The sequence below is a fragment of the Nocardia sp. NPDC004573 genome (assembly GCF_053602135.1).
Window position 1 is genome coordinate 55,399 of record NZ_JBSGDA010000016.1, and the last position, 18,757, is coordinate 74,155.

19 protein-coding genes and 1 tRNA gene are annotated in these 18,757 nt (G+C 66.9%); 11 read left to right on the top strand and 9 right to left on the bottom strand.

Going from position 1 to position 18,757, the window contains the following annotated elements; genetic code table 11:
- Positions 1-267 precede the first annotated feature (267 nt).
- A tRNA-Ala gene (locus tag ACWEKR_RS23570) sits at positions 268-340 on the top strand.
- 212 nt (positions 341-552) lie between these two features.
- Here the strand turns inward: ACWEKR_RS23570 and ACWEKR_RS23575 are convergent.
- Positions 553-717: a hypothetical protein gene (locus tag ACWEKR_RS23575; protein WP_195032372.1), complete on the bottom strand. Its 165-nt coding sequence runs from the start codon at positions 715-717 to the stop codon at positions 553-555.
- Between the two features lie 667 nt (positions 718-1,384).
- Here ACWEKR_RS23575 and ACWEKR_RS23580 point away from each other — a divergent pair.
- On the top strand, positions 1,385-1,588 hold the full coding sequence (locus ACWEKR_RS23580) for a hypothetical protein (protein WP_068057770.1): 204 nt from the start codon (positions 1,385-1,387) through the stop codon (positions 1,586-1,588).
- A gap of 141 nt (positions 1,589-1,729) precedes the next feature.
- Here ACWEKR_RS23580 and ACWEKR_RS23585 read toward each other — a convergent pair whose 3' ends face one another.
- Entirely contained in the window at positions 1,730-2,554 is an 825-nt protein-coding gene (locus ACWEKR_RS23585; protein WP_452356289.1) for a helix-turn-helix domain-containing protein, read from the bottom strand.
- A 129-nt stretch (positions 2,555-2,683) separates the two neighbouring features.
- Between ACWEKR_RS23585 and ACWEKR_RS23590 the strand changes: the two genes are divergently transcribed.
- Positions 2,684-3,451, top strand: coding sequence for an alpha/beta fold hydrolase (locus ACWEKR_RS23590; protein ID WP_452356290.1), 768 nt, complete (start codon positions 2,684-2,686; stop codon positions 3,449-3,451).
- Between the two features lie 158 nt (positions 3,452-3,609).
- On the opposite strand, the gene ACWEKR_RS23595 is transcribed toward ACWEKR_RS23590, so the two are convergent.
- Positions 3,610-3,744, bottom strand: a complete 135-nt coding sequence (locus ACWEKR_RS23595; RefSeq protein ID WP_452356291.1) for a hypothetical protein — start codon at positions 3,742-3,744, stop codon at positions 3,610-3,612.
- Positions 3,745-3,978: 234 nt separating this feature from the next.
- Positions 3,979-5,166, bottom strand: coding sequence for an epoxide hydrolase family protein (locus tag ACWEKR_RS23600; protein WP_452356292.1), 1,188 nt, complete (start codon positions 5,164-5,166; stop codon positions 3,979-3,981).
- 103 nt (positions 5,167-5,269) lie between these two features.
- On the opposite strand from ACWEKR_RS23600, the gene ACWEKR_RS23605 reads away from it, so the two are divergent.
- Positions 5,270-5,845 (top strand): CGNR zinc finger domain-containing protein, encoded by a 576-nt coding sequence (locus ACWEKR_RS23605; protein WP_452356293.1) that lies wholly within the window; start codon positions 5,270-5,272, stop codon positions 5,843-5,845.
- A gap of 220 nt (positions 5,846-6,065) precedes the next feature.
- Here ACWEKR_RS23605 and ACWEKR_RS23610 read toward each other — a convergent pair whose 3' ends face one another.
- Positions 6,066-6,473: a MerR family transcriptional regulator gene (locus tag ACWEKR_RS23610; protein ID WP_452356294.1), complete on the bottom strand. Its 408-nt coding sequence runs from the start codon at positions 6,471-6,473 to the stop codon at positions 6,066-6,068.
- A gap of 116 nt (positions 6,474-6,589) precedes the next feature.
- On the opposite strand from ACWEKR_RS23610, the gene asnB reads away from it, so the two are divergent.
- Positions 6,590-8,413: an asparagine synthase (glutamine-hydrolyzing) gene (gene asnB / locus ACWEKR_RS23615; protein WP_452356295.1), complete on the top strand. Its 1,824-nt coding sequence runs from the start codon at positions 6,590-6,592 to the stop codon at positions 8,411-8,413.
- A gap of 242 nt (positions 8,414-8,655) precedes the next feature.
- Here asnB and ACWEKR_RS23620 read toward each other — a convergent pair whose 3' ends face one another.
- Positions 8,656-9,495: a LysR family transcriptional regulator gene (locus ACWEKR_RS23620; protein WP_452356296.1), complete on the bottom strand. Its 840-nt coding sequence runs from the start codon at positions 9,493-9,495 to the stop codon at positions 8,656-8,658.
- A 105-nt stretch (positions 9,496-9,600) separates the two neighbouring features.
- On the opposite strand from ACWEKR_RS23620, the gene ACWEKR_RS23625 reads away from it, so the two are divergent.
- Both ACWEKR_RS23625 and ACWEKR_RS23630 read left to right on the top strand, forming a co-directional pair.
- The gene (locus ACWEKR_RS23625; RefSeq protein WP_452356297.1) at positions 9,601-10,326 is read left to right on the top strand and encodes an SDR family oxidoreductase; all 726 of its coding nucleotides are present in this window, start codon (positions 9,601-9,603) and stop codon (positions 10,324-10,326) included.
- 143 nt (positions 10,327-10,469) lie between these two features.
- Complete coding sequence (locus tag ACWEKR_RS23630; protein WP_452356298.1) at positions 10,470-11,291, top strand: DUF1206 domain-containing protein; 822 nt, start codon at positions 10,470-10,472, stop codon at positions 11,289-11,291.
- Between the two features lie 6 nt (positions 11,292-11,297).
- Here the strand turns inward: ACWEKR_RS23630 and ACWEKR_RS23635 are convergent, their stop codons facing one another.
- Both ACWEKR_RS23635 and ACWEKR_RS23640 read right to left on the bottom strand, forming a co-directional pair.
- The gene (locus ACWEKR_RS23635) at positions 11,298-12,188 is read right to left on the bottom strand and encodes a class I SAM-dependent methyltransferase (RefSeq protein WP_452356299.1); all 891 of its coding nucleotides are present in this window, start codon (positions 12,186-12,188) and stop codon (positions 11,298-11,300) included.
- Between the two features lie 14 nt (positions 12,189-12,202).
- Entirely contained in the window at positions 12,203-13,567 is a 1,365-nt protein-coding gene (locus tag ACWEKR_RS23640) for a flavin monoamine oxidase family protein (RefSeq protein WP_452356300.1), read from the bottom strand.
- A gap of 234 nt (positions 13,568-13,801) precedes the next feature.
- On the opposite strand from ACWEKR_RS23640, the gene ACWEKR_RS23645 reads away from it, so the two are divergent.
- The 4 genes from ACWEKR_RS23645 to ACWEKR_RS23660 all read left to right on the top strand — a co-directional run bounded on the left by ACWEKR_RS23645 (position 13,802) and on the right by ACWEKR_RS23660 (position 17,716).
- Positions 13,802-15,049, top strand: coding sequence for a cytochrome P450 (locus tag ACWEKR_RS23645; RefSeq protein ID WP_452356301.1), 1,248 nt, complete (start codon positions 13,802-13,804; stop codon positions 15,047-15,049).
- Positions 15,050-15,138: 89 nt separating this feature from the next.
- Positions 15,139-16,083 (top strand): metal ABC transporter substrate-binding protein, encoded by a 945-nt coding sequence (locus ACWEKR_RS23650; protein ID WP_452356302.1) that lies wholly within the window; start codon positions 15,139-15,141, stop codon positions 16,081-16,083.
- Positions 16,080-16,814: a metal ABC transporter ATP-binding protein gene (locus ACWEKR_RS23655; RefSeq protein WP_452356303.1), complete on the top strand. Its 735-nt coding sequence runs from the start codon at positions 16,080-16,082 to the stop codon at positions 16,812-16,814. The genes ACWEKR_RS23650 and ACWEKR_RS23655 overlap by 4 nt, the downstream gene beginning before the upstream one ends.
- A 26-nt stretch (positions 16,815-16,840) precedes the next feature.
- Entirely contained in the window at positions 16,841-17,716 is an 876-nt protein-coding gene (locus tag ACWEKR_RS23660) for a metal ABC transporter permease (RefSeq protein WP_195086387.1), read from the top strand.
- A 16-nt stretch (positions 17,717-17,732) separates the two neighbouring features.
- On the opposite strand, the gene ACWEKR_RS23665 is transcribed toward ACWEKR_RS23660, so the two are convergent.
- Complete coding sequence (locus tag ACWEKR_RS23665) at positions 17,733-18,383, bottom strand: TetR/AcrR family transcriptional regulator (RefSeq protein WP_452356304.1); 651 nt, start codon at positions 18,381-18,383, stop codon at positions 17,733-17,735.
- Positions 18,384-18,757: the final 374 nt, after the last annotated feature.

The window sequence follows — 18,757 nt, forward strand, 5'->3', positions numbered from 1 at the left end:
CTCACTTCCGCCCGCCCGACTCCACTGCAGGAGACCGCCGGACACCCGGAACGGGCAAAACAGCAACCCCATCTGCTCCGCCCGTTCCGAGCGTCCACCGGCTCTCGCCCCTCACCCCGCGCTCTGGAAAATCACTCGAACACGTGTTCGATACTAAGCCTCCCGCTCCGTCTTGTCACCCCCTGAATCGGGGCGATTTGGTTGGCGACATACCGTTGGTGTAACTTCATTCAAGCGCGGCGGGGACGCCCGAAGCGCAACCAACCAGGGGCTATGGCGCAGCTGGTAGCGCACCACACTGGCAGTGTGGGGGTCAGGGGTTCGAGTCCCCTTAGCTCCACAGGGATAGCAGGTCAGGCCCGGTCGTAGATCGGGCCTGACATTTCTTTTGCGGTTCGCCCCCCGGTTACCTCCCGCATTGGCTGTGTGTCTGATTGATTCAACCCGTCCGGACCTTGTCGTGGTTCCGATGCACTGCGACGGATCGACATCGGCACTAGTCGGCACAAGATCTTGTCCGGAGTTGGTCTGGCGTCAGCCTGACCGCTGCCGCTAGGCGCTACGTCGGCCGTGCCAAGCCCGAATCGCGATGGCTGTGGCGGCGCCCACGGCGGCAATAACCGCGGCATCGGCGTTGCCGAACACGACCAGGGCAACCAGCGCGGTCAGTATCAGTGTCAGCGCGAGAAGATCGACGGCCGCGCCGGTCCACGACATCGGGACTGGCGCAGGGGAACTCTGCGAACCCCTCTTGACGACGCCGGGCTTCGGCTGGACGGCCCGGGGGGAACGGCGTGGCACTGCTACCTCCTATTTTCGTACTTTGAGTCTGTTTACGACGTGGATTGCCGGATATGCGTTCGGCTGTGGTGATGAAACAAGGTTGGCAGCAACGGTTTTCCCGGGCAAACTCATCTCAGGTGGTCTGCTGAACTGGTGAGGCACCACTGATGTGAAGTAGATGTCAGGTTGAAAAGATGTTGCCAAGGGGTCGTCGATGGCGAAGCGCCGTCTCAGCCAGGTTCGATTCCTCGGCGGGGGCGTGTCGGATATGGGAACGGTGGTGACCTGCGGGTTTCGGGCGGGCGACTGGTGATCGAAGCGGGTTACCAGCTGTAGTGATGGGTGGGGCCTCTTGTTCTACCCGGAACTCATCCACTCCGGCGGTCTCCAGCCAGGCTATGACCAGTCGTCGGCACTGCTGCTCCGCCTGCCATCACTGCGGTGATCCGAAGGTGGCTGCGGCGAGAGGTGCGGGCTGCCGCCAATTGCAGCGGAACCGACGCCGCAGTCACGGGGACCGCTGCCGCCGGCTCGAGGCGGTACTCCGATGAGCGTGCGGGGGTGGATCGCCCACGATGGGGCAGGGTGCGAGAATCGCCCGATGGATGACTACACCACTCACAAGCAGCGCGCCGAGGCACTGCTCAGTGGCCTCACCGCCGGGGAGGCGGTCAGCGGAGCGGAGCGGCGGAACGTGATCGCTCAGGCGCAGGCACATGCTGCCCTCGCGCAGGCGGAAGCCCAGCGGGAGACCGCGGAGGCCATACGTGCACTTGGGGCGTTGTCAGCACGAAGCGCAGTCTGAACGAAGCAGACCAGCTCGCAACGGGATCGCGACTCCAGCAGATCTGGCGGGACCGCATGCTGACCTTGCGGGACGAGTGTGCTAACTCCGGTCTTCATGTGCCCGTCGGATAGGCCGTCGGTCTTCGTTCGGCTGCGGGGATCAGGTTGTCGGCCAGGCGACTTCGTCGATCGCGAGCCACGGTGCCCTCGCGACGACGGTGGGGGTCATATCGGTAATCGCCTTGGTTCGACGGTGAAGATGGGATTGGTCGGCATAGCCGGCCTCGACGGCGGCATCCGCAGGCGAGCGCCCTGTCGCCAGGAGGTGGGCGGCATGGTCGAAGCGGACGAGTTCGGACGCGTGCTTGGGCGAGACCCCGATATGGGTCCGGAAGCGAGACCAGAGTCGCTGGCGGGTCCAGCCGGTCTCTGCGGCAAGGGTCTCGATGCGGAGCAGGCCTCTGGTGCGGACGGTCTGGTCCCAGGCGTAGGCGATCTCGGGTGCTACATCGAATCCGCGAGGTACCCGACTCCGGAGGAACGCGGCTGCGATTGCGAACCGGTCGTCCCACGACGGCGTCGAACGGAGTCGCTCGGTCAAGATGGCAGCGCAGTTGCCCCACAGTTCCGGCAGCGGTGTCACGGCGCCGCCGATGATGTCGGTGTCTCGGAGAATCGCTGCGGCGATGACGGGGGACACGCGGATCTGCAGGACGTCGCCGGCCCCTGTGCTGGTGATGCGTAAGGCGCCGGCACGGAGGCCGACGATCGCGTTCCCCGTGACCGGGCGCCCGAGAACGTCGTAGACGACTCCGTGCTCGCTGAGATCGAGCAGGAGCGTCACCATGGGATGCGGGATCATCGTGATGTCCACGGGACCAACGTCGTGGTACCGGAAACCCGCCATCCGGACTCCCGGAGTCGGTAGTCCGACCGGGACGGCGACGTCGACCCGACTCCAGTCCAATCCGCCCGTTGCGGTCACGCATCCCAGGCTAGCCGGAGCGGGATAACGTGACATTTGTCCAATACGGCGTGACGAGCCCGCGACGAAGCTGTCGGTATGAGCGAATCGAGTCCCACCCAGACACGCGATGACACGACAGTCCGCGGATTGCACGTCGTCATCGACGGGAACCCGGCGGCACCGCCCTTGTTACTCATCCACGGTTCGGGCGCAACCGGTTCGATGTGGGCGCCAGTGGTGCCGTCGCTCGCCACGAAGTACCGGGTGATCACGATCGACCTTCCGGGATGCGGCCAGTCCATGCCGGCGTCGACGTACGCCGTTCCGCAGCAGGCGGATCGGACTGCGATGGTGTTGGACGAGCTCGGCGTCCGAAATCTGAAGGTGGTCGGCCACTCCAGCGGAGGGTACGTCGCTACCGCCCTCGTGGAGCGTCGTCCAGACCTGGTCGGCGAGCTGGTCCTGGTCAGCACAGGGCCGAGTCACGCGGCGCTTCTCCCCGAGCCGGCGATCATCCGGGTACTCGCCTCGCCGCCCTTCGGTCCGCTCGTGTGGGCGATCCGTACCGACTCGATGATCCGCCGCGGACTGGCAGCGACGGCGGCGGCTCCGATTACGGTGCCCGACGGGGCTGTGGCCGACTTGCGAAGGACGTCCTATCGAGCTTTCCGCGCGATTCTCGCTGCCAACGGCGACTACATCGCCGAGCGGACCGTGCCCCAGCGCCTCATCGACGCCGGAAAGCCCCTCCTCGTGATCTTCGGGGATTGCGACCCTCGCTGGGACCCGGCATCGGCGCATCAGTATGAGGCGGTGCCGGGCGCCAAGCTGGAATACCTTCGCGGAGTCGGGCATATCGCGATGCTCGAGGACCGCGACGCCCTCGCCCGCTTGATTCTCGACCGCGCACTCTAGGTCGTCCCGAACGTCCTGGCCAGCAGCAATTAGTATTCCGCTCGGTTCAACCACGAACTTCCGGTCGGTGTGTAGCGCAGGCTTCTCTGCACCTGTCAAGAAAAAGACCGATCGGTCGCGCTTGTTGTCGACGGCCTGGCATGCTCCTTTTCGCGGTCTCAGGCGCAGTCTTCGTGATCCTGATTCGCTCGCAGGAGCATGAGTTTGCGGAGTAGGTCGAGGTTGGCCCGGCCGAACATTTTGATGCGGTTGACATGCCCTTCGACCAGGCCGGAGCTATAGGGCAGGGTCATGTCGCGGACCGACGGCGATCCCGGGCGGCTTCGGCCGGGTGCCATTGCGCACGCTCGAGTGTCGTCATCCCGGGCGTCCTCCCGCTGACCATCCGATGCCCACCGGTAACCCCGCCTTTTCATCGTCGAGGTGGCATCGGTGTCAGGCTTTTGCCGAGTACCTGCCGCTGGTCTCGGGGTAGTCGGCGCGGTGTGGCTGTCGACGAGGTTGGTGGCGTGCTGCAGGACGCGCGTTCACCGATTAGCGGCCAGCACTGCCGCCAGGCCTTCTTGTAGGTCCTTGACGAAATAGTCGGGTACCTCCAGCGACGGGAAGTGTCCCCCGGTTGCGGGCGAGTTCCATCGGACGATCTGTCGGTACCGTTGCTGTGCCCAGGGGCGCGGACACTTCTCGATGTCACGGGGATACATGGTGAGTGCTGACGGGACGTCGACGCGGAGTTCCGGATCCAGCGAGTTGTGGCTTTCGTAGTAGAGGCGGGCCGCCGATGCGCCGGTCCGCGTCAGCCAATACAGGGTGACGTCATCGAGAATGCGGTCTCTGGAGATCGTCTCGAAGGGGCTGTCTTCGGTATCGCTCCACTCGGCGAACTTGTCGAGGATCCAGGCGAGAAGCCCGACTGGTGAGTCGACGAGCGAGTAGCCGATGGTCTGCGGTCGGGTGGCCTGCTGCTTCGCGTAGGCCGCGCGGTGGCGCCGGCCGGTGCCATGCCAGAAATCGCGGGTTTCCTCGGTCCACCTGCGCTCGTCCGCGGTCAGTCCGTCCGGTGTCGACCCGGGCGGTGCCTCCGCGGATGTTGTGTGGAGGCCTAGAACGTGCTCGGGGAACCTGCCGCCGAGAACCGTGGTGATCACACCTCCCCAGTCGCCGCCGTGCGCTGCGAACTTGCTGTAGCCGAGCCTTCCCATCAATTCGACCCATGCGGCCGCGATCTTTTCGGTGCCCCACCCGGTGGTGGCCGGCTTGTCGCTGTAACCGAACCCCGGTAGCGACGGGACCACGACGTGGAACGCCGGGGCGTCGGCAGCTTTCGGATCTGCCAACTCCTCCACCACATCGATGAACCGAGCGATGCTGTCCGGCCAGCCGTGCGTCAAGATCAGTGGAGTGGCATCCGCGCGGGCGGATCGGCGGTGCAGGAAGTGAATTCCCAGGTCATCGATGGTTGTGCGGAACTGGCCGATCCGGTTGAGACGCTCTTCGAACAACCGCCAGTTGTACCCGGTGCGCCAGTAATTCACGACATCGACGAGGTCGGCGAGAGGAACGCCCTGTTCCCATCGGCGAGGGTCGGGCCCGGCGCGATGGACCGTCTCGGCTTCCGGCAGCCGCGCCGCGTCCAGTCGCGCGCGTAGCTCATCGAGGTCGGCGTCGGTTGCGTGAGCTTCGAATGCCAGCACATCGCTGGTTGGGCGGGGCATGAGACCTCCTGGCCATCGGGAAACCGGCTACGACCCGTAGTGAACCGGCTATGACGGTTCTAACATGGCCTCATATCGGCGTGCAACCAGCTATGGTGGTTCCATGGGTGCTGAGTTCCCCGACTTTCGCCTCGGTACCGTGCTGGCGACCTGCTTCACGGGGACTCTGTCGGAGCGTCATGGCAACGCTGTCGAGCGCATTCCCACGCCGCAGCGACTCCTCGACTGGCTGGTGATGAACGGCCTCGCCGTGCAGTCCTGCACTGACGCTCAGCTCGAACTCGCTCGGGAACTGAGGGAATCGATTCACGCCGCCGCGACGGCGGCCGCGCTCCAAGACGCTCTCCCCGCATCTGCCGTTCAGGTCATCAACGACTGCAGCATGCAGGGCCGGGCCGCGGCTATCTTGACGCCCGAGGGCATTCGTCAATGGCGACTCAGCTCGGCTTCCTGTGTAGAAGATGCCCTGGGCGTGATCGCCGCCGACGCGATCAGCATCATCGCGGGCGAACGAGACGGAAGGTTGGCCTTGTGCACATCGCCGACCTGCCGAGCCGCCTTCTTCGACACCAGTCGAAGTCGCACCCGCAAATGGTGCGACATGAACACGTGCGGGAATCGTCAGAAGAAAGCACGCTTCAACGCCGGCAAGCGCAAAAACCAGACCCCAGCAGAGTAACCGTCGCCATCGCCGAGACCGGCCAGATCCTACGGTCTTGCCGTGGTCGCCGACCGCGGCCGGCCCATCGCGGCAGGGGCGCTGATCGATAGCTGACCGCCGCTGAACTCCCGAGGCGATGTTGCAAGCAGCGCGCTGCCGGATGCGTCAGCTGTGGTGCGTCGGTACCACTGAGCGGTGAGCTGCTGACATCCACAGCGGCGACTTCGTCTTCCGCTGGTCAATGATTTTCCGCGTGCCTGCGCGCCAGCCGGGCATCGATGTCCTCGCCCAGATATGGGCACTCGGTCGCGGGATTGTCGCGGTGGCAGTGCAATGTGTGCTCGAGGTACGCCCTGGCCGCGGTGAGCCGTTCGATTTGTGTGCTGAACGAATCGATCCGGGTGCGCACGACATCGTGCCAGTCCTGGTTGGCGCTGCGACCGGCCAGCATCGCGGCGATATCGTCGAGGCTCATCAGCCCGGTTTCCCGCAGGTACTGGATTATCGCCAGCCGGCGTACCTCGGCGCGGTTGTAGTACCGCCGGCCGCCCCGGCGATCTTCCGGCGAGATCAACCCCGCTTTCTCCCACCAGCGCAGCGTCGACGTCGCTACGCCCAGCAGTTCGGCGGCCTCACCGATCGGCATCGACTCCACCCCGCAAGACAAGCGCATCCCGCGTCGCACACGCAACCATTGACTTGAAGTCGACTTCAACTGCGAACCTCGTTGCGACGGTTGCGATGACGAGGAGGAAAACGACGATGTGTGGCATCACGGGCTGGGTCGACTGGGAGCGAGATCTCACCCAGGAACGTCCGCTGCTGGAGGCGATGACCGACACTCTCATCCCGCGCGGTCCCGACGCGGGTGGCCTGTGGCTCTCGCCGCGGGCCGCGCTCGGTCACCGGCGACTGGCCGTGATCGACATCGAGGGCGGCGTGCAACCGATGCAGGCCGGTCGGGACGGCGAGCAGCCGTGTGTGACGACCTTCAGTGGGGAGATCTACAACTTCCGGGAACTGCGCAGCGAGCTACAGCGACGGGGCCACCACTTCCATACTCGCTCGGACACCGAAGTGCTGCTCCACAGCTATCTGGAATGGGGCGATCAGTGCCTGCCCCGGTTGAACGGCATGTTCGCCTTCGGCATCTGGGACCCCAACCGACAGGCCCTGCTGCTGGGCCGCGACCGGCTGGGCGTCAAACCATTGTTCTACCTGTCCTACGCCACCGGGGCGCTGTTCGGCTCCGAGCCGAAGGCGGTGCTGGCCAACCCGATCGCCCCGGCCGAGGTAGATACCGAGGGCCTGGCGGAGGTGCTGTGCTTCACTCAGACCCCCGGTCACGCGGTGTTCCGCAACATTCGCGCACTGCGGCCCGGCCACTACGCGTGGATCGACCGACGGGGCTGCCGGGAGCAACGGTACTGGGCGCTTGGCAGCGGGGACCACCCCGACGACCTGCCGACCACCACCGCCGCGGTGCGGGAGCTGCTGGAGGACATCGTGCGGCGGCAGCTGATCGCCGACGTGCCGGTCGGCACGTTGCTCTCCGGCGGGTTGGACTCCAGCGCGGTGACCGCGCTGGCCACCGGTGTGCTGAACCGGGACGAGCGCGGCCGGCTCGCGACGTATTCGATCGACTTCGAGGGCAACCAGGACAACTTCCAGCCCAGCGCGGTCCGCCCGGACCAGGACACCCCGTTCGCGCGGATGGTGGCACGGCACGTGCGCAGCGACCACACCGAGTTGCTGCTGCGCACCGACGAGGTGATCAAGGCGCGGTCCGAGGTATTGCGTGCCCGCGACCTACCCGGCCTCGCCGACACCAACGCCGCCCAATACCTGTTGTTCCGCGAGGTCAAGAGGCACTCGACGGTGGCACTGTCCGGCGAGTCGGCCGACGAGGTGTTCGGTGGCTATCCATGGTTTTTCGATCGGCGGATGCTCGATGCCGCCACGTTCCCGTGGGCGGTCTCGGTGGCGGCGTTCGAGCCGATACTGGATCCCGAGCTGTGGCGGTTGCTGCGGCCGCACGAGTACATCGCCGAGCGCTACGCGCAGACCATGGCCGAAGTGCCGGTGCTGGACGGTGAGGTACCGGCCGACGCGCGAATCCGGGAAATGTTCTACATCAACCTGACTCGATGGCTGACCATGCTGCTGGACTTCAAGGACCGGATGAGCATGCGGGTCGGGCTCGAGGTCCGAGTGCCGTTCTGCGATCACCGGCTGGTGGAGTACCTGTGGAACACCCCGTGGGCGTTCAAGACCGCCGATGGGCGAGTCAAAGGCCTGTTACGGAACGCGGTCGCCGACCTGTTGCCGACTCCGGTGCTGGACCGGAAGAAGACCTCGTTCCCGGTCAGCCAGCACCCGGCCTACGAACAGGCGCTACGTCAGGAGACGCGGGCCGAACTCGCCGACCCCGACTCACCGATACTGCCGCTGGTGCGCCGGGAGGCCGTGCTCGACCTGCTGGCCGGGCCGCTCGGCGCGCAGGGCATGTGGCGCTCCGCGGACACGCTGTCGTTCCTGTTACAGATCGCCGAATGGCTGCGCGTCTATCACATCAGCATCCGATGAGACGGCTGGACCGCCAACCGGAGCGTGCGGGCGTCGCACCCATGCTCTCCCAGCAGGGTCCTCGAACGATGCTCATTCGATCCAAGCCCGTCGGCACGCTCCGATAACGGCTGGCGCGCTTGCCACGACGGGACCCCCTCATGATCGCGCCCTCAGCGAGAGGGGATTCACAGCGGTGTTGCACGTCCTGGATACCGCGGCTCGACTGTTCGGAGAACGCGGCGGGCGAACAGTGGCGCCGGCTAGAGGCGTGTCGCGGTGTGGACGAGGTCGGCAACGGCTTTGGATCTGCTGTGTGGTGGCCAAGCGATGACGGTCGTGACGGCCGGTGCGTCCGGCACGGGCACGACAGCATGATCGTCGCGGAGCTGGGTTCGCAGCGACTCGGGCACGACCGCGCAGGCCAGTCCGAGCGCGATCAGTTGGAATAGTTGGGTATGGTCGCGCACCTGCGGGCCGGGGCCGTCCGGATAGCTGCCATCCCGCCCAGGCCAGCGCGGGAGGGGCAAGTCTGTCAGTGCGGAGACCTCGGCCAGCGACACCTGGGCCCGGTTGGCGAGGTGGTGCCCTGCGGGCAGGACCACGACCTGTTGTTCGGTGTGCAGATCCTCGGTGTCGAATCCGGCTGTCGTGTCGTAAGGCCGGTGGAGCAGAGCAACATCGGCACGCCCGTTGCGCAGCAGACTTTCCGGTTGGCCCGGCCCGCACAGCATCACCTCGACTGCCACGGCGCCCGGTTCGGCGGCGTAGGCGTGCAGCAGCTTCGACAACAGTTCGCTGGACGCTCCGGCCTTGGTGGCCAGCACCACGCGGGGCTGGTCGGCCGCGGCGCGGCGGGTTCGCCGCTCGGCGGCTTCGACCGCGTCGAGCGCGGCCCGGGCCTCGCGCAGCAGCACTGCCCCGGCCTCGGTCAAGGCGATGGCGCGGGCGGTGCGGTGCAGCAGAACGATTCCGAGTCGCCGCTCGAGCTGCTGGATGGCTCGCGATAGTGGAGGTTGGGCCATCGCGAGCCGTTGTGCCGCCCGCCCGAAGTGCAACTCCTCGGCGACGGCGACGAAGTACCGCAACTCCCGCGTCTCCACCGGGTCATGGTATCCGGCGCTGACCACGACCAATACCCGTGCGGTATCGCCGCCCACCCGATCGGTCTTGGACGCCGCGCCCGCAGCCGCCGCAGGATCGGCGGTGTGAGTGAACAGACGATTGCGCTGGTGACCGGCGCGAACAAGGGAATCGGATACGAGATCGCCGCCGGCCTGGGCGCGCTCGGCTGGCGAATCGGTGTGGGCGCGCGCGATCGGCAACGCCGCGACACCGCCGTGGAGAAACTGCGCGCGGCCGGAACCGATGCGTTCGGTGTGCCGCTCGACGTGACCGACGACGCGAGTGTGGCCGCGGCGGCCGAATTGATCGCCGACCATGCCGGAGGGCTCGACGTCCTGGTCAACAACGCCGCGATCACCGGCGGTATGCCGCAGACGCCGGCCACGGTCGATCCCGCGACCGTGCGAGTCGTCGTGGAAACCAACGTGATCGGGGTCATCCGAGTCACCAACGCGATGCTGCCGATGCTGCGTGCCTCGGCCGCACCGCGGATCGTCAACATGTCCAGCAGCGTCGGCTCGCTCACCCTGCAAACCAAGCCCGACATCGACATGGGCCAGGTTCCCGCCGCCTACTTGGCGTCGAAGACCTTCCTCAACGCCCTCACCATCCAATACGTGAAGGAATTGGGTGATACCAACATCCTGATCAACTCCGGCTGTCCCGGTTTCACCGCCACCGACCTCAACGGCTTTCGCGGCGTCCGCACACCGCAACGGGGCGCGGCCATCGCGATCCACCTCGCGACCCTGCCCGACGACGGCCCGACCGGCGGATTCTTCGACGACGCCGGAACAGTGCCTTGGTGACGGGATCACGGAACCGACGAGCAAGACCAGCCAGCAACTCGAGGGACCGCGACGCGGTAGCCGTGTGCTTTTTCCGCGGAGATGGGTAACCGCTGGATGTTCTGTGAGCGGCCCCGGCCGAAGCACCCGTACGGAGAAGCACCATGACTCAGACGAACTATTCGCACGCCTCGTCCACCGCCGAGCGGATCGCGCAGAACGGCGTCTTCGCGGGGCTCGCTCGCGCGGGCTATGTCATGTCCGGGCTCGTCCACCTGCTCATCGGCTATATCGCCATCCGGCTCGCGTTCGGCGGCGGGGGCAGCGCGGATCAATCCGGGGCCATGGCGGAGCTGGCCGACAAACCCGGCGGCGCCATCACCCTCTGGGCGGCCACGGGCGCGTTTCTGCTGATGGCGCTGTGGCGGCTGGTGGAGACGATGTTGGGCCACGCGTCCAAACCCGCTTCCGACAGCAAGAAATCCGAAGCGTTCGACCGCGTCAAAGCGTTCTCGCTGTTCGTCGTCTACCTGGGATTGGCGGTCACGGCGTTCCGTTTCGCCCAGGGAAGTGGGCAGTCCAGCAGCAGTCAGAGTGTCGGACTCACCGCACGCCTGATGCAGCACACGGCGGGAACGGTCGCTCTCGTGGTGGGCGGACTGGTCGTCATCGGGGTCGGCGGCTACCACGTGTACAAGGGCGCGAGCCAGAGCTTCCTCGACGATCTGCGCGGCAGCCAGGGCGCCTTCGTGCGGCGGCTCGGCACCGTGGGATACATCGCGAAGGGACTGGCCGTCGCCGCGGTCGGGCTGCTGGTGATCCTCGCCGCGACGCAATCCGATCCGAACAAGTCCGCCGGGCTGGACGGCGCCATCAAGACGCTCGGCGCGCAACCCTTCGGCATGGCTCTGCTCCTCGTCGCCGGGCTGGGCATCATCACCTACGGGCTCTACAGCTTCGTCATGGCCCGCAGCGCCAAGATGTAGCGAGGGCTAGCGCTCCGCGATCAGCAACCTCGGCTGCCGCCACAGGTCGTCGAGGTCGTCGGGGAGGTCCGGCACCGAGCGCCCGTAGGACGCGGCCAGCTCGCTCGGGCTGAAGCGCCGCACCGACCAGCCGTGATCGGCCAGCCACTGCGCCGGATCGGCCCGCTCGTCGTCGTAGAACAGCTCGGCCGGATCGACGTCGCCGAACGGGTTGTAGCGATCGAAGTACTTCGCCTCGATACTCGCGAAACGCTTGACGTCGGCGCCCGCCACGAAGCTCTCCACAGCGAGCCGGCTGCCGGGTGCGGACAGTTCATCGATGTGCTGGAACAACCGGTCCTGCGCCGCACCGGGAAGGTAGGGCAGCAGCCCCTCCGCCGACCATGCGGTGGGTGCGCCGGGATCGAATCCCGCGGCACGCAGCGCAGCGGGCCAGTCGTCTCGCAGGTCCACGGCCACCGTCCGCCGATCGGCCTTCGGCCGCGCACCGTGCTCGGTGAGGACCCGCTCCTTGAATTCCAGGACTTTGGGCTGATCTATCTCGAAGACGGTGGTTCCGGCGGGCCAGTCGAGGCGATGCGCCCGCGCGTCCAACCCCGCGGCGACGATCACGGCTTGCCGGAGGCCCGCCGCCGCGGCCGCGGAGAAGAAATCGTCGAAGAACTTCGTGCGGAAGCCCATGAACCCGGGGACCAGCGGAATACCGTCGAGCGGGGAGGGGTCCGCCAGCAGCTCGGTGAAATGCGGATGACCCGAAGCCGCCACGAACAGCGGCGCGTACTCGTCCCGGATCAGTGGATCGGGCGAAGCCGCTTCCAGCGCCCGGAACGTCGCCACGCCCAACGCGGTCAGCCCCACACTACTGACGATGTCCCACACGTCTCCCTCGGTTCGCATCACCGCACCGCCTTTCAGCCCACCGCGGCTGTCTCGTGTTCCATCACTTCGCTGGCCGCGCGTTCGCCGGAGCGGACGGCCCCGTCGATCCAGCCGCACATGACCGCGGAACTCTCCGTGCCCGCCCAATGGATGCGGCCGCACGGCTCGCGCAGCGCATGGCCGAACTCGGTGAGCACACCGGTCGGCGCGTGACTGAGCATCCCGCCGCCGGAGTAACGCTCGGCGCTCCAGTTCTGCTCGACGAAGTCGACGGGTGCGCCGGCCTTGCGTCCGAAGCGCTCGGCGAGTGCGTCGAGAACGACGCGCCTGCGCTCGGTGTCGTCGAGCCGGCCGACCTGCCGCGCGATGGGTCCTTCGATGATGACGCACAGAACGCCAGGGTGACCGGTGGCCCCGCACGCATCGATGGTGATGGTCGCAGGCGAACCGGGAGCGACGGACTGTCCCGACAGGCCGTCGTCGCGCCAGAACGGCTCGTCGTAGACGACGGAGGTCTTGATGATCGAGCCGCTCGGCATGCGCTGGTGCAGGAATGAGCGATCGGCGGGCAACATCGGCCGGTAGGAGATCTGGCCCGCGATCGCGAGGGGAACGGCCACGATCGCCCGGCGTGCGCGCACCGTCATGCCGGTCGCGCGGACCATCACCCCCTCGTCGTCCTGGTGAATGCAGCGGACGGGTTGGGAGAGGTGGATCGAGTCGCCGAGTTCGGCCGCCATCGGCCGGTAGATCGCGCCCATCCCCCCGATCGGCCGGGCGTCCTGCGCGGCGTCTTTGACGCCAAGAACGAAGCTGGGCCCGCCACCCGAGGCCATCTGGAACAGCACGAAAAGCAACGACACCTCCGAAGCCGCCGAGGTGTAGCAGCCCGCTATGGCGGTCTCCAGCAGATCGTGCGCGGGTTTGGACAGGACATTGGTTTCCAACCAGTGCGCCAGACTGACCTGATCCCATTTGTCGGCCTTCTTCGCCGCCCACGGCGCTTCCAACGGAACCGCCTTGCACATATGCCCCAGCTCGAGGAACACCGCGCCCAGGTTCATCGCCGCCCACGGGCTCATGGTCCACGGAATCGTGCCCGTGTAGCGGTGCTGCTTGCCGTCGACCACCATCATGGCCTCGCCGTCGGTGTACTGCTTGTAGCTGGGCACTCCGAACTCGGTCATCAGCGCCTGGATGCGGTCTTGGCCCGGCCCGATCCAGGCGCCGCCACGGTCGATCCACGCCCCGTCGTCGCGCATTTCGGTGAACGTGCGTCCGCCGAGCCGGTCGCGGGCTTCCAGCAGCGCCACCGATCGGCCCATCTGTTTCAGCCGCAATGCGGCCGTCAATCCCGCGAATCCCCCACCGATTACGCAAAAGTCGACGTCTGTCATGGCGTGCCGTCCTCGGGGTCGCAGTTGTGCGCACGGCCGCCGTGTTTCCTGCGCTGGACCGGCGCACTCGGCACAGCGGGTGCGATCAGCCTTCGATCAGGTCTACGCGTCGAATCTCGAGCAATTCTATAGCAAATACCATGGACCGGTCACTTCGATGCGTTTCCGGTGCAGGCGCCGGGCAAGCTGCCTAGGCTCACGAATCTTGCTGTCCGATCGCCTGGAGCTTTCTCGATGACGACGTCCCCGTCCTCCGCATACAGTCACGCACCGCACGGTTCGCCGATCGACACCGACGGTCCGCGGATTCCCTTGTACTCCATCGAATTCGCGGCGGACCCGCACAGTGCCTATCGCGACATGCGGGCGCGATACGGATCGCTGGCGCCGGTGGAATTGGCGCCGGGCGTCCCGGCCACCTTGGTGCTCGGGTATCACACGGCGGTCCGGATCATGAACGATCCGGACCACTTTCCCGCCGATCCACGTGCCTGGCAGGAGGACATCCCCGCCGACTGCCCGGTGCTGCCGATGATGCAGTGGCGGCCGAATGCGTTGCGGAACGCGGGAGCCGAGCATGCCCGCTATCGGCAGGCCAACGTCGCGGGTCTGGCGAAGGTCGACCTCTACCGGCTGCACGACACCATCGCGCAGTTGGCGACACCGCTGATCAACTCGTTCTGCGCGGACGGTTCCGCGGACGTGGTGCGCCAGTACGCCTTTCCCCTCTCCTTCGCGGTGCTGAACGCCATGCTGGGTTGTCCGGCCGAGATCGCGCAACGCGCCGCGAGCGGCATGGCCGCGATCTTCGAGGGCGTCGACGCGGAGCGCGGCAACAAGATGCTCATCGATTCGCTGGGCGAGTTGACGGTGCTGAAGCGGGCCGAGCCCGGTGACGACATCACCACGCGCATGCTCCGGCACCCGTCCGGGCTGAGCGACACCGAGATGGTGCACCAGCTGGGCACGCTCTACGGCGCGGGAATCGAGCCGCAGCAGAATCTGATCGTCAACACGCTGCTGCTGATCCTCACCGACGAGCGGTTCGGCGGCAGTGTGCTCGGCGGCAGCCTGTCGACCCGGGACGCGCTCGACGAAGTGTTGTTCAACGATCCGCCGATGGCGAACTTCTGCTGCAGCTTCCCGAAGCAGCCGATCCTGATCGACGACGTCTGGTTGCCCGCCCACCAACCGGTCGTGATCAGCATCGCCGCCTGCAACACCGACCCCGCGATCCGCGCCGAACGCTACGCGGGCAATCGTGCCCATCTCGCATTCGGCGGCGGCCCGCACGCATGTCCCGCGAACTCCCTGGCTTATCTGATCGCGCAGGACGCCATCGATCAATTGCTCGACGCCCTGCCGGAACTGCGCCTCGCGGTTCCGGTGCACGAGCTCGCGTGGCGTCCTGGTCCGTTCCATCGAGCGCTGACCGCGCTGCCGGTCGTCTTCCCGGAGTCGCCACCGTTGCCGCTGCCGTAGGGCGGAGCGGCAGTAGACGTAACCGGAACCGGTCTATTTCACGCACTCGAACTTGAAAGTTAGGCTTGCCGAACTTATCATCTCATTGCATGAAGGTTCGGCTCCACCGTGTGCTCGCCCGGTCTCCCCGTCGGTGGGCGGCGGCAATAGTCGTGTGCGCCTCGGCGTTCACCCTCACCGCCTGCGCCGGAAACGGAGCCGGGCGCGATGGCACGCCCACGGTGCTCACCACGTTCACGGTGCTCGCCGACATCGCCAGGAACGTGGCGGGCGAGCATCTGACCGTGGAGTCGATCACCAAGGCTGGTGCGGAAATCCACGGCTACGAGCCGACTCCCGGTGACATCAAGAAGGCGGCGAAGGCCGATCTCATCCTGGACAACGGCCTGAACTTGGAGGCGTGGTTCGCCCAGTTCGTCGCCGACGTGCGGGTGCCGCACGTCGTGGTCAGCGAAGGCGTGGCCGCGGTGCCGATCCGCGAGGACGCCTACCAGGGCAAACCGAACCCGCACGCGTGGATGTCGCCACAGAACGCGCAGATCTACGTCGACAACATGGTGCGCGCGTTCAGCGACCTCGCCCCCGATCACGCGGCCGATTTCCGGGCCAACGCAGATCGGTACAAGTCGGAGCTGCGCAAGGTGCACGACGAATTGACGCACACCTTGAACGCCCTGCCGCCGAATGAGCGCGCCTTGGTGACGTGCGAGGGCGCCTTCTCCTACCTGGCGCGCGACGCCGGACTCACCGAGAAGTACATCTGGGCGGTCAATGCCGAGCAGCAGGCCACGCCCCAGCAGATCGCCTCGGCCATCGACTTCGTCCGGGAGAAGCGGGTGCCTGCGGTGTTCTGTGAATCGACGGTGTCGGACGCGCCGATGCGCCGGGTGGTCGAGGCCACGGGCGCGGCGTTCGGGGGCGTGCTGTATGTCGATTCGCTGTCGGAAGCCGACGGTCCGGTGCCGACCTACCTGGCGCTGCTGCGGCACGACGCGCAGACGATCGGCTCCGCGCTGACGGGACACCGTCCGTGAACGCGCCCGCGATCGAGGTACGCGGCGTCACCGTCCGCTACGGCGAAGTGCCCGCGCTCGACGACGTGGATCTCACCGTCGACGCGGGGCGGGTGTGCGGTCTCATCGGCATGAACGGCTCCGGCAAGTCGACGTTGTTCAAGACGATCATGGGCCTCGTCCGGCCCGACCGGGGAACGGTGCGGATCAACGGTGGCGCGCCGGTCGCGGCGCGCCGGGCGGGCGTCCTCGGCTATGTCCCGCAGAGCGAGGATGTCGATTGGACCTTCCCGCTGTCGGTGCGCGATGTGGTGATGACCGGGCGATACGGCCGGCTCGGTGTCACCCGTCGTCCGCGCAAGGCCGATCGGGAAGCCGTCGCGCACGCGCTGGAACGCGTCGAGTTGACCGACCTCGCCGACCGGCAGATCGGTCGATTGTCCGGCGGGCAGCGCAAACGCGCCTTCGTCGCGCGCGGGCTGGCGCAGGGCGCGACGGTGCTGCTGCTCGACGAGCCGTTCGCGGGTGTCGACAAGCGGTCGGAGGCCACGATCACCGCGCTGCTGCGCGATCTCGCCGGCGGCGGCGCCACGATCCTGGTGTCGACCCACGATCTGCACGCGCTGCCCGGCCTCGCCGACGAGGCGGTGCTGCTGATGCGTACGGTGCTCGCCCAGGGCAGCCCCGACGTGGTGCTTCAGCCCGAGAATTTGGCCAGGGCGTTCGGCCTGGATGTGATGAACCGGGTGTGAGCCCGGCCGAGTATGGGACGGACGCGATGAGCTTCAGCGAAATCTTCCTCGACCCTCTGCGCTACGAGTTCATGGTGCGTGCGCTGGCCACCACCGTGACCGCGGCGCTGGTGTGCGCGGTGCTGTCCTGCTGGCTGGTGCTCATCGGGTGGTCGCTGATGGGGGACGCCGTCTCGCACGCGGTGTTGCCCGGGGTGGTGCTCGCCTACATCGTCGGCCTGCCGTTCGCGGTGGGCGCGATCGTGTTCGGGTTCCTGGCGGTGGCGCTGATCGGCGTGGTGCGCGACACCAGCCGGATCAAGGAGGACGCCGCCATCGGCATCGTCTTCACGACGCTGTTCGCGTTCGGCCTGGTGCTGGTCTCGGTGACGCCCAGCCAGACCGACCTCAACCACATCGTGTTCGGCAATCTGCTCGGGGTCGGCCGCGCCGAACTGGTTCAGGTCGTGGTGCTGGCCGCGATCACCCTCGCCGCGCTGGTGCTCAAGCGCCGCGACTTCACCCTCTATGCCTTCGATCCCACACACGCCCACGCCATCGGGCTGAGTCCCCGGTTGCTCGGCACGGCGCTGCTCGGCCTGCTGGCGCTGACCGCCGTGGTCGCCTTGCAGGCGGTCGGTGTCGTTCTGGTGGTGGCGATGCTGATCATCCCGGGCGCCACGGCCTATCTGCTCACCGACCGCTTCGGCCGGATGCTGGTGATCGCGCCCGCCGTCTCGGTGACCTGTGCGGTGGCGGGGCTGTACCTGAGCTACCACCTGGATACGGCTCCCGGCGGCATGGTCGTGGTCGTCCAAGGGCTGGTCTTCACGACCGTGTATCTGTTCGCACCCACTCACGGCGTGCTGGGGCGGCGGATCTTCGCGGCGCGCGGCCGGGAGCGGGCGGCTGTTCGCGGGTGAGGCGGCGCCGCGCGGATTACGCGTCTTCGGCGACCAGCCGATAGCGGTGCGCGAGCCCGTCGAGCAGCGCTTCCAGACCCACTTCGAAGGCGTCCCGATCGATCCGGTGCTGCCGCTCGGCCAGTAGGTGCGCTTCGTTCAGATGCGGATACGCGTCGGCGTACACCGCGACGTCGGCGGGGAAGCCGGCGGCGAACGATCCCAGCGACGCTCCGGTGAGGAAGTAGCGCATTGTCGTGCCGACGGTGGTGGCCTCGCGGCGCGGCCACCCCGCCGCGACCAGGCCGCCGAAGACCGCGTCGGCCATACGCAGCGCGTTGGGCCGATGGCCGGGGCCGGACGCCAGCGCGGGAACGATGTGCGGATGCGCCGCCATCGCGGTGCGGTAGGAACGGGCCCAGGCGCGCAGCGACGAGCGCCAGTCCGGATTGCGGGCCGACAGGCTGTCGAACATCGAGATGTCGACTTCGCCGAGGACGGCGTCGACCACGGCATCGATGAGGTCGTCTTTGGTGCGGACGTGGTTGTACAGCGACGGTCCCTGCACGCCCAGTTCGGTGGCCAGCCTTCGCGTGGAGACGGCGGCGAGGCCCTCGGCGTCGACGAGGGCGAGCGCGGTCTCGATGATGCGGTCGCGGGTGAGCAGCGGCCGCCGTGGTCTGGCCATGGGGGTCTCCTTCCGGTCCCCGCATTCTCGCAGGCGTCGGGAGAAAACTTGCGCTGCTAGCCGGGCTGCTCTACGGTGAGCGGAAACTTGCAGTGCTAGTTTTGGAGGTTGCCGAGAGTCGTCAGCGGCGAGTCGCGACCTGTCCGCCTGGGCGAGATGGTCGATCGCTCGACTGGCGAATTCCGATGCCACTATTTCCGCTCCCGCATCGCGGCAATTCCGGCGTGCCCGGAATTCGGAATTTCACTCCTGGCCGATGCGTGACCTTGTAGCCGGAGCAGAATTCGGCGGGGCAACTTATGTTTCGGACGCAGTGACAGTGCGGCGCCGATACTTCAGGATGAAAAGTGTTCGCAGGAAACGGAGTTGCGGAC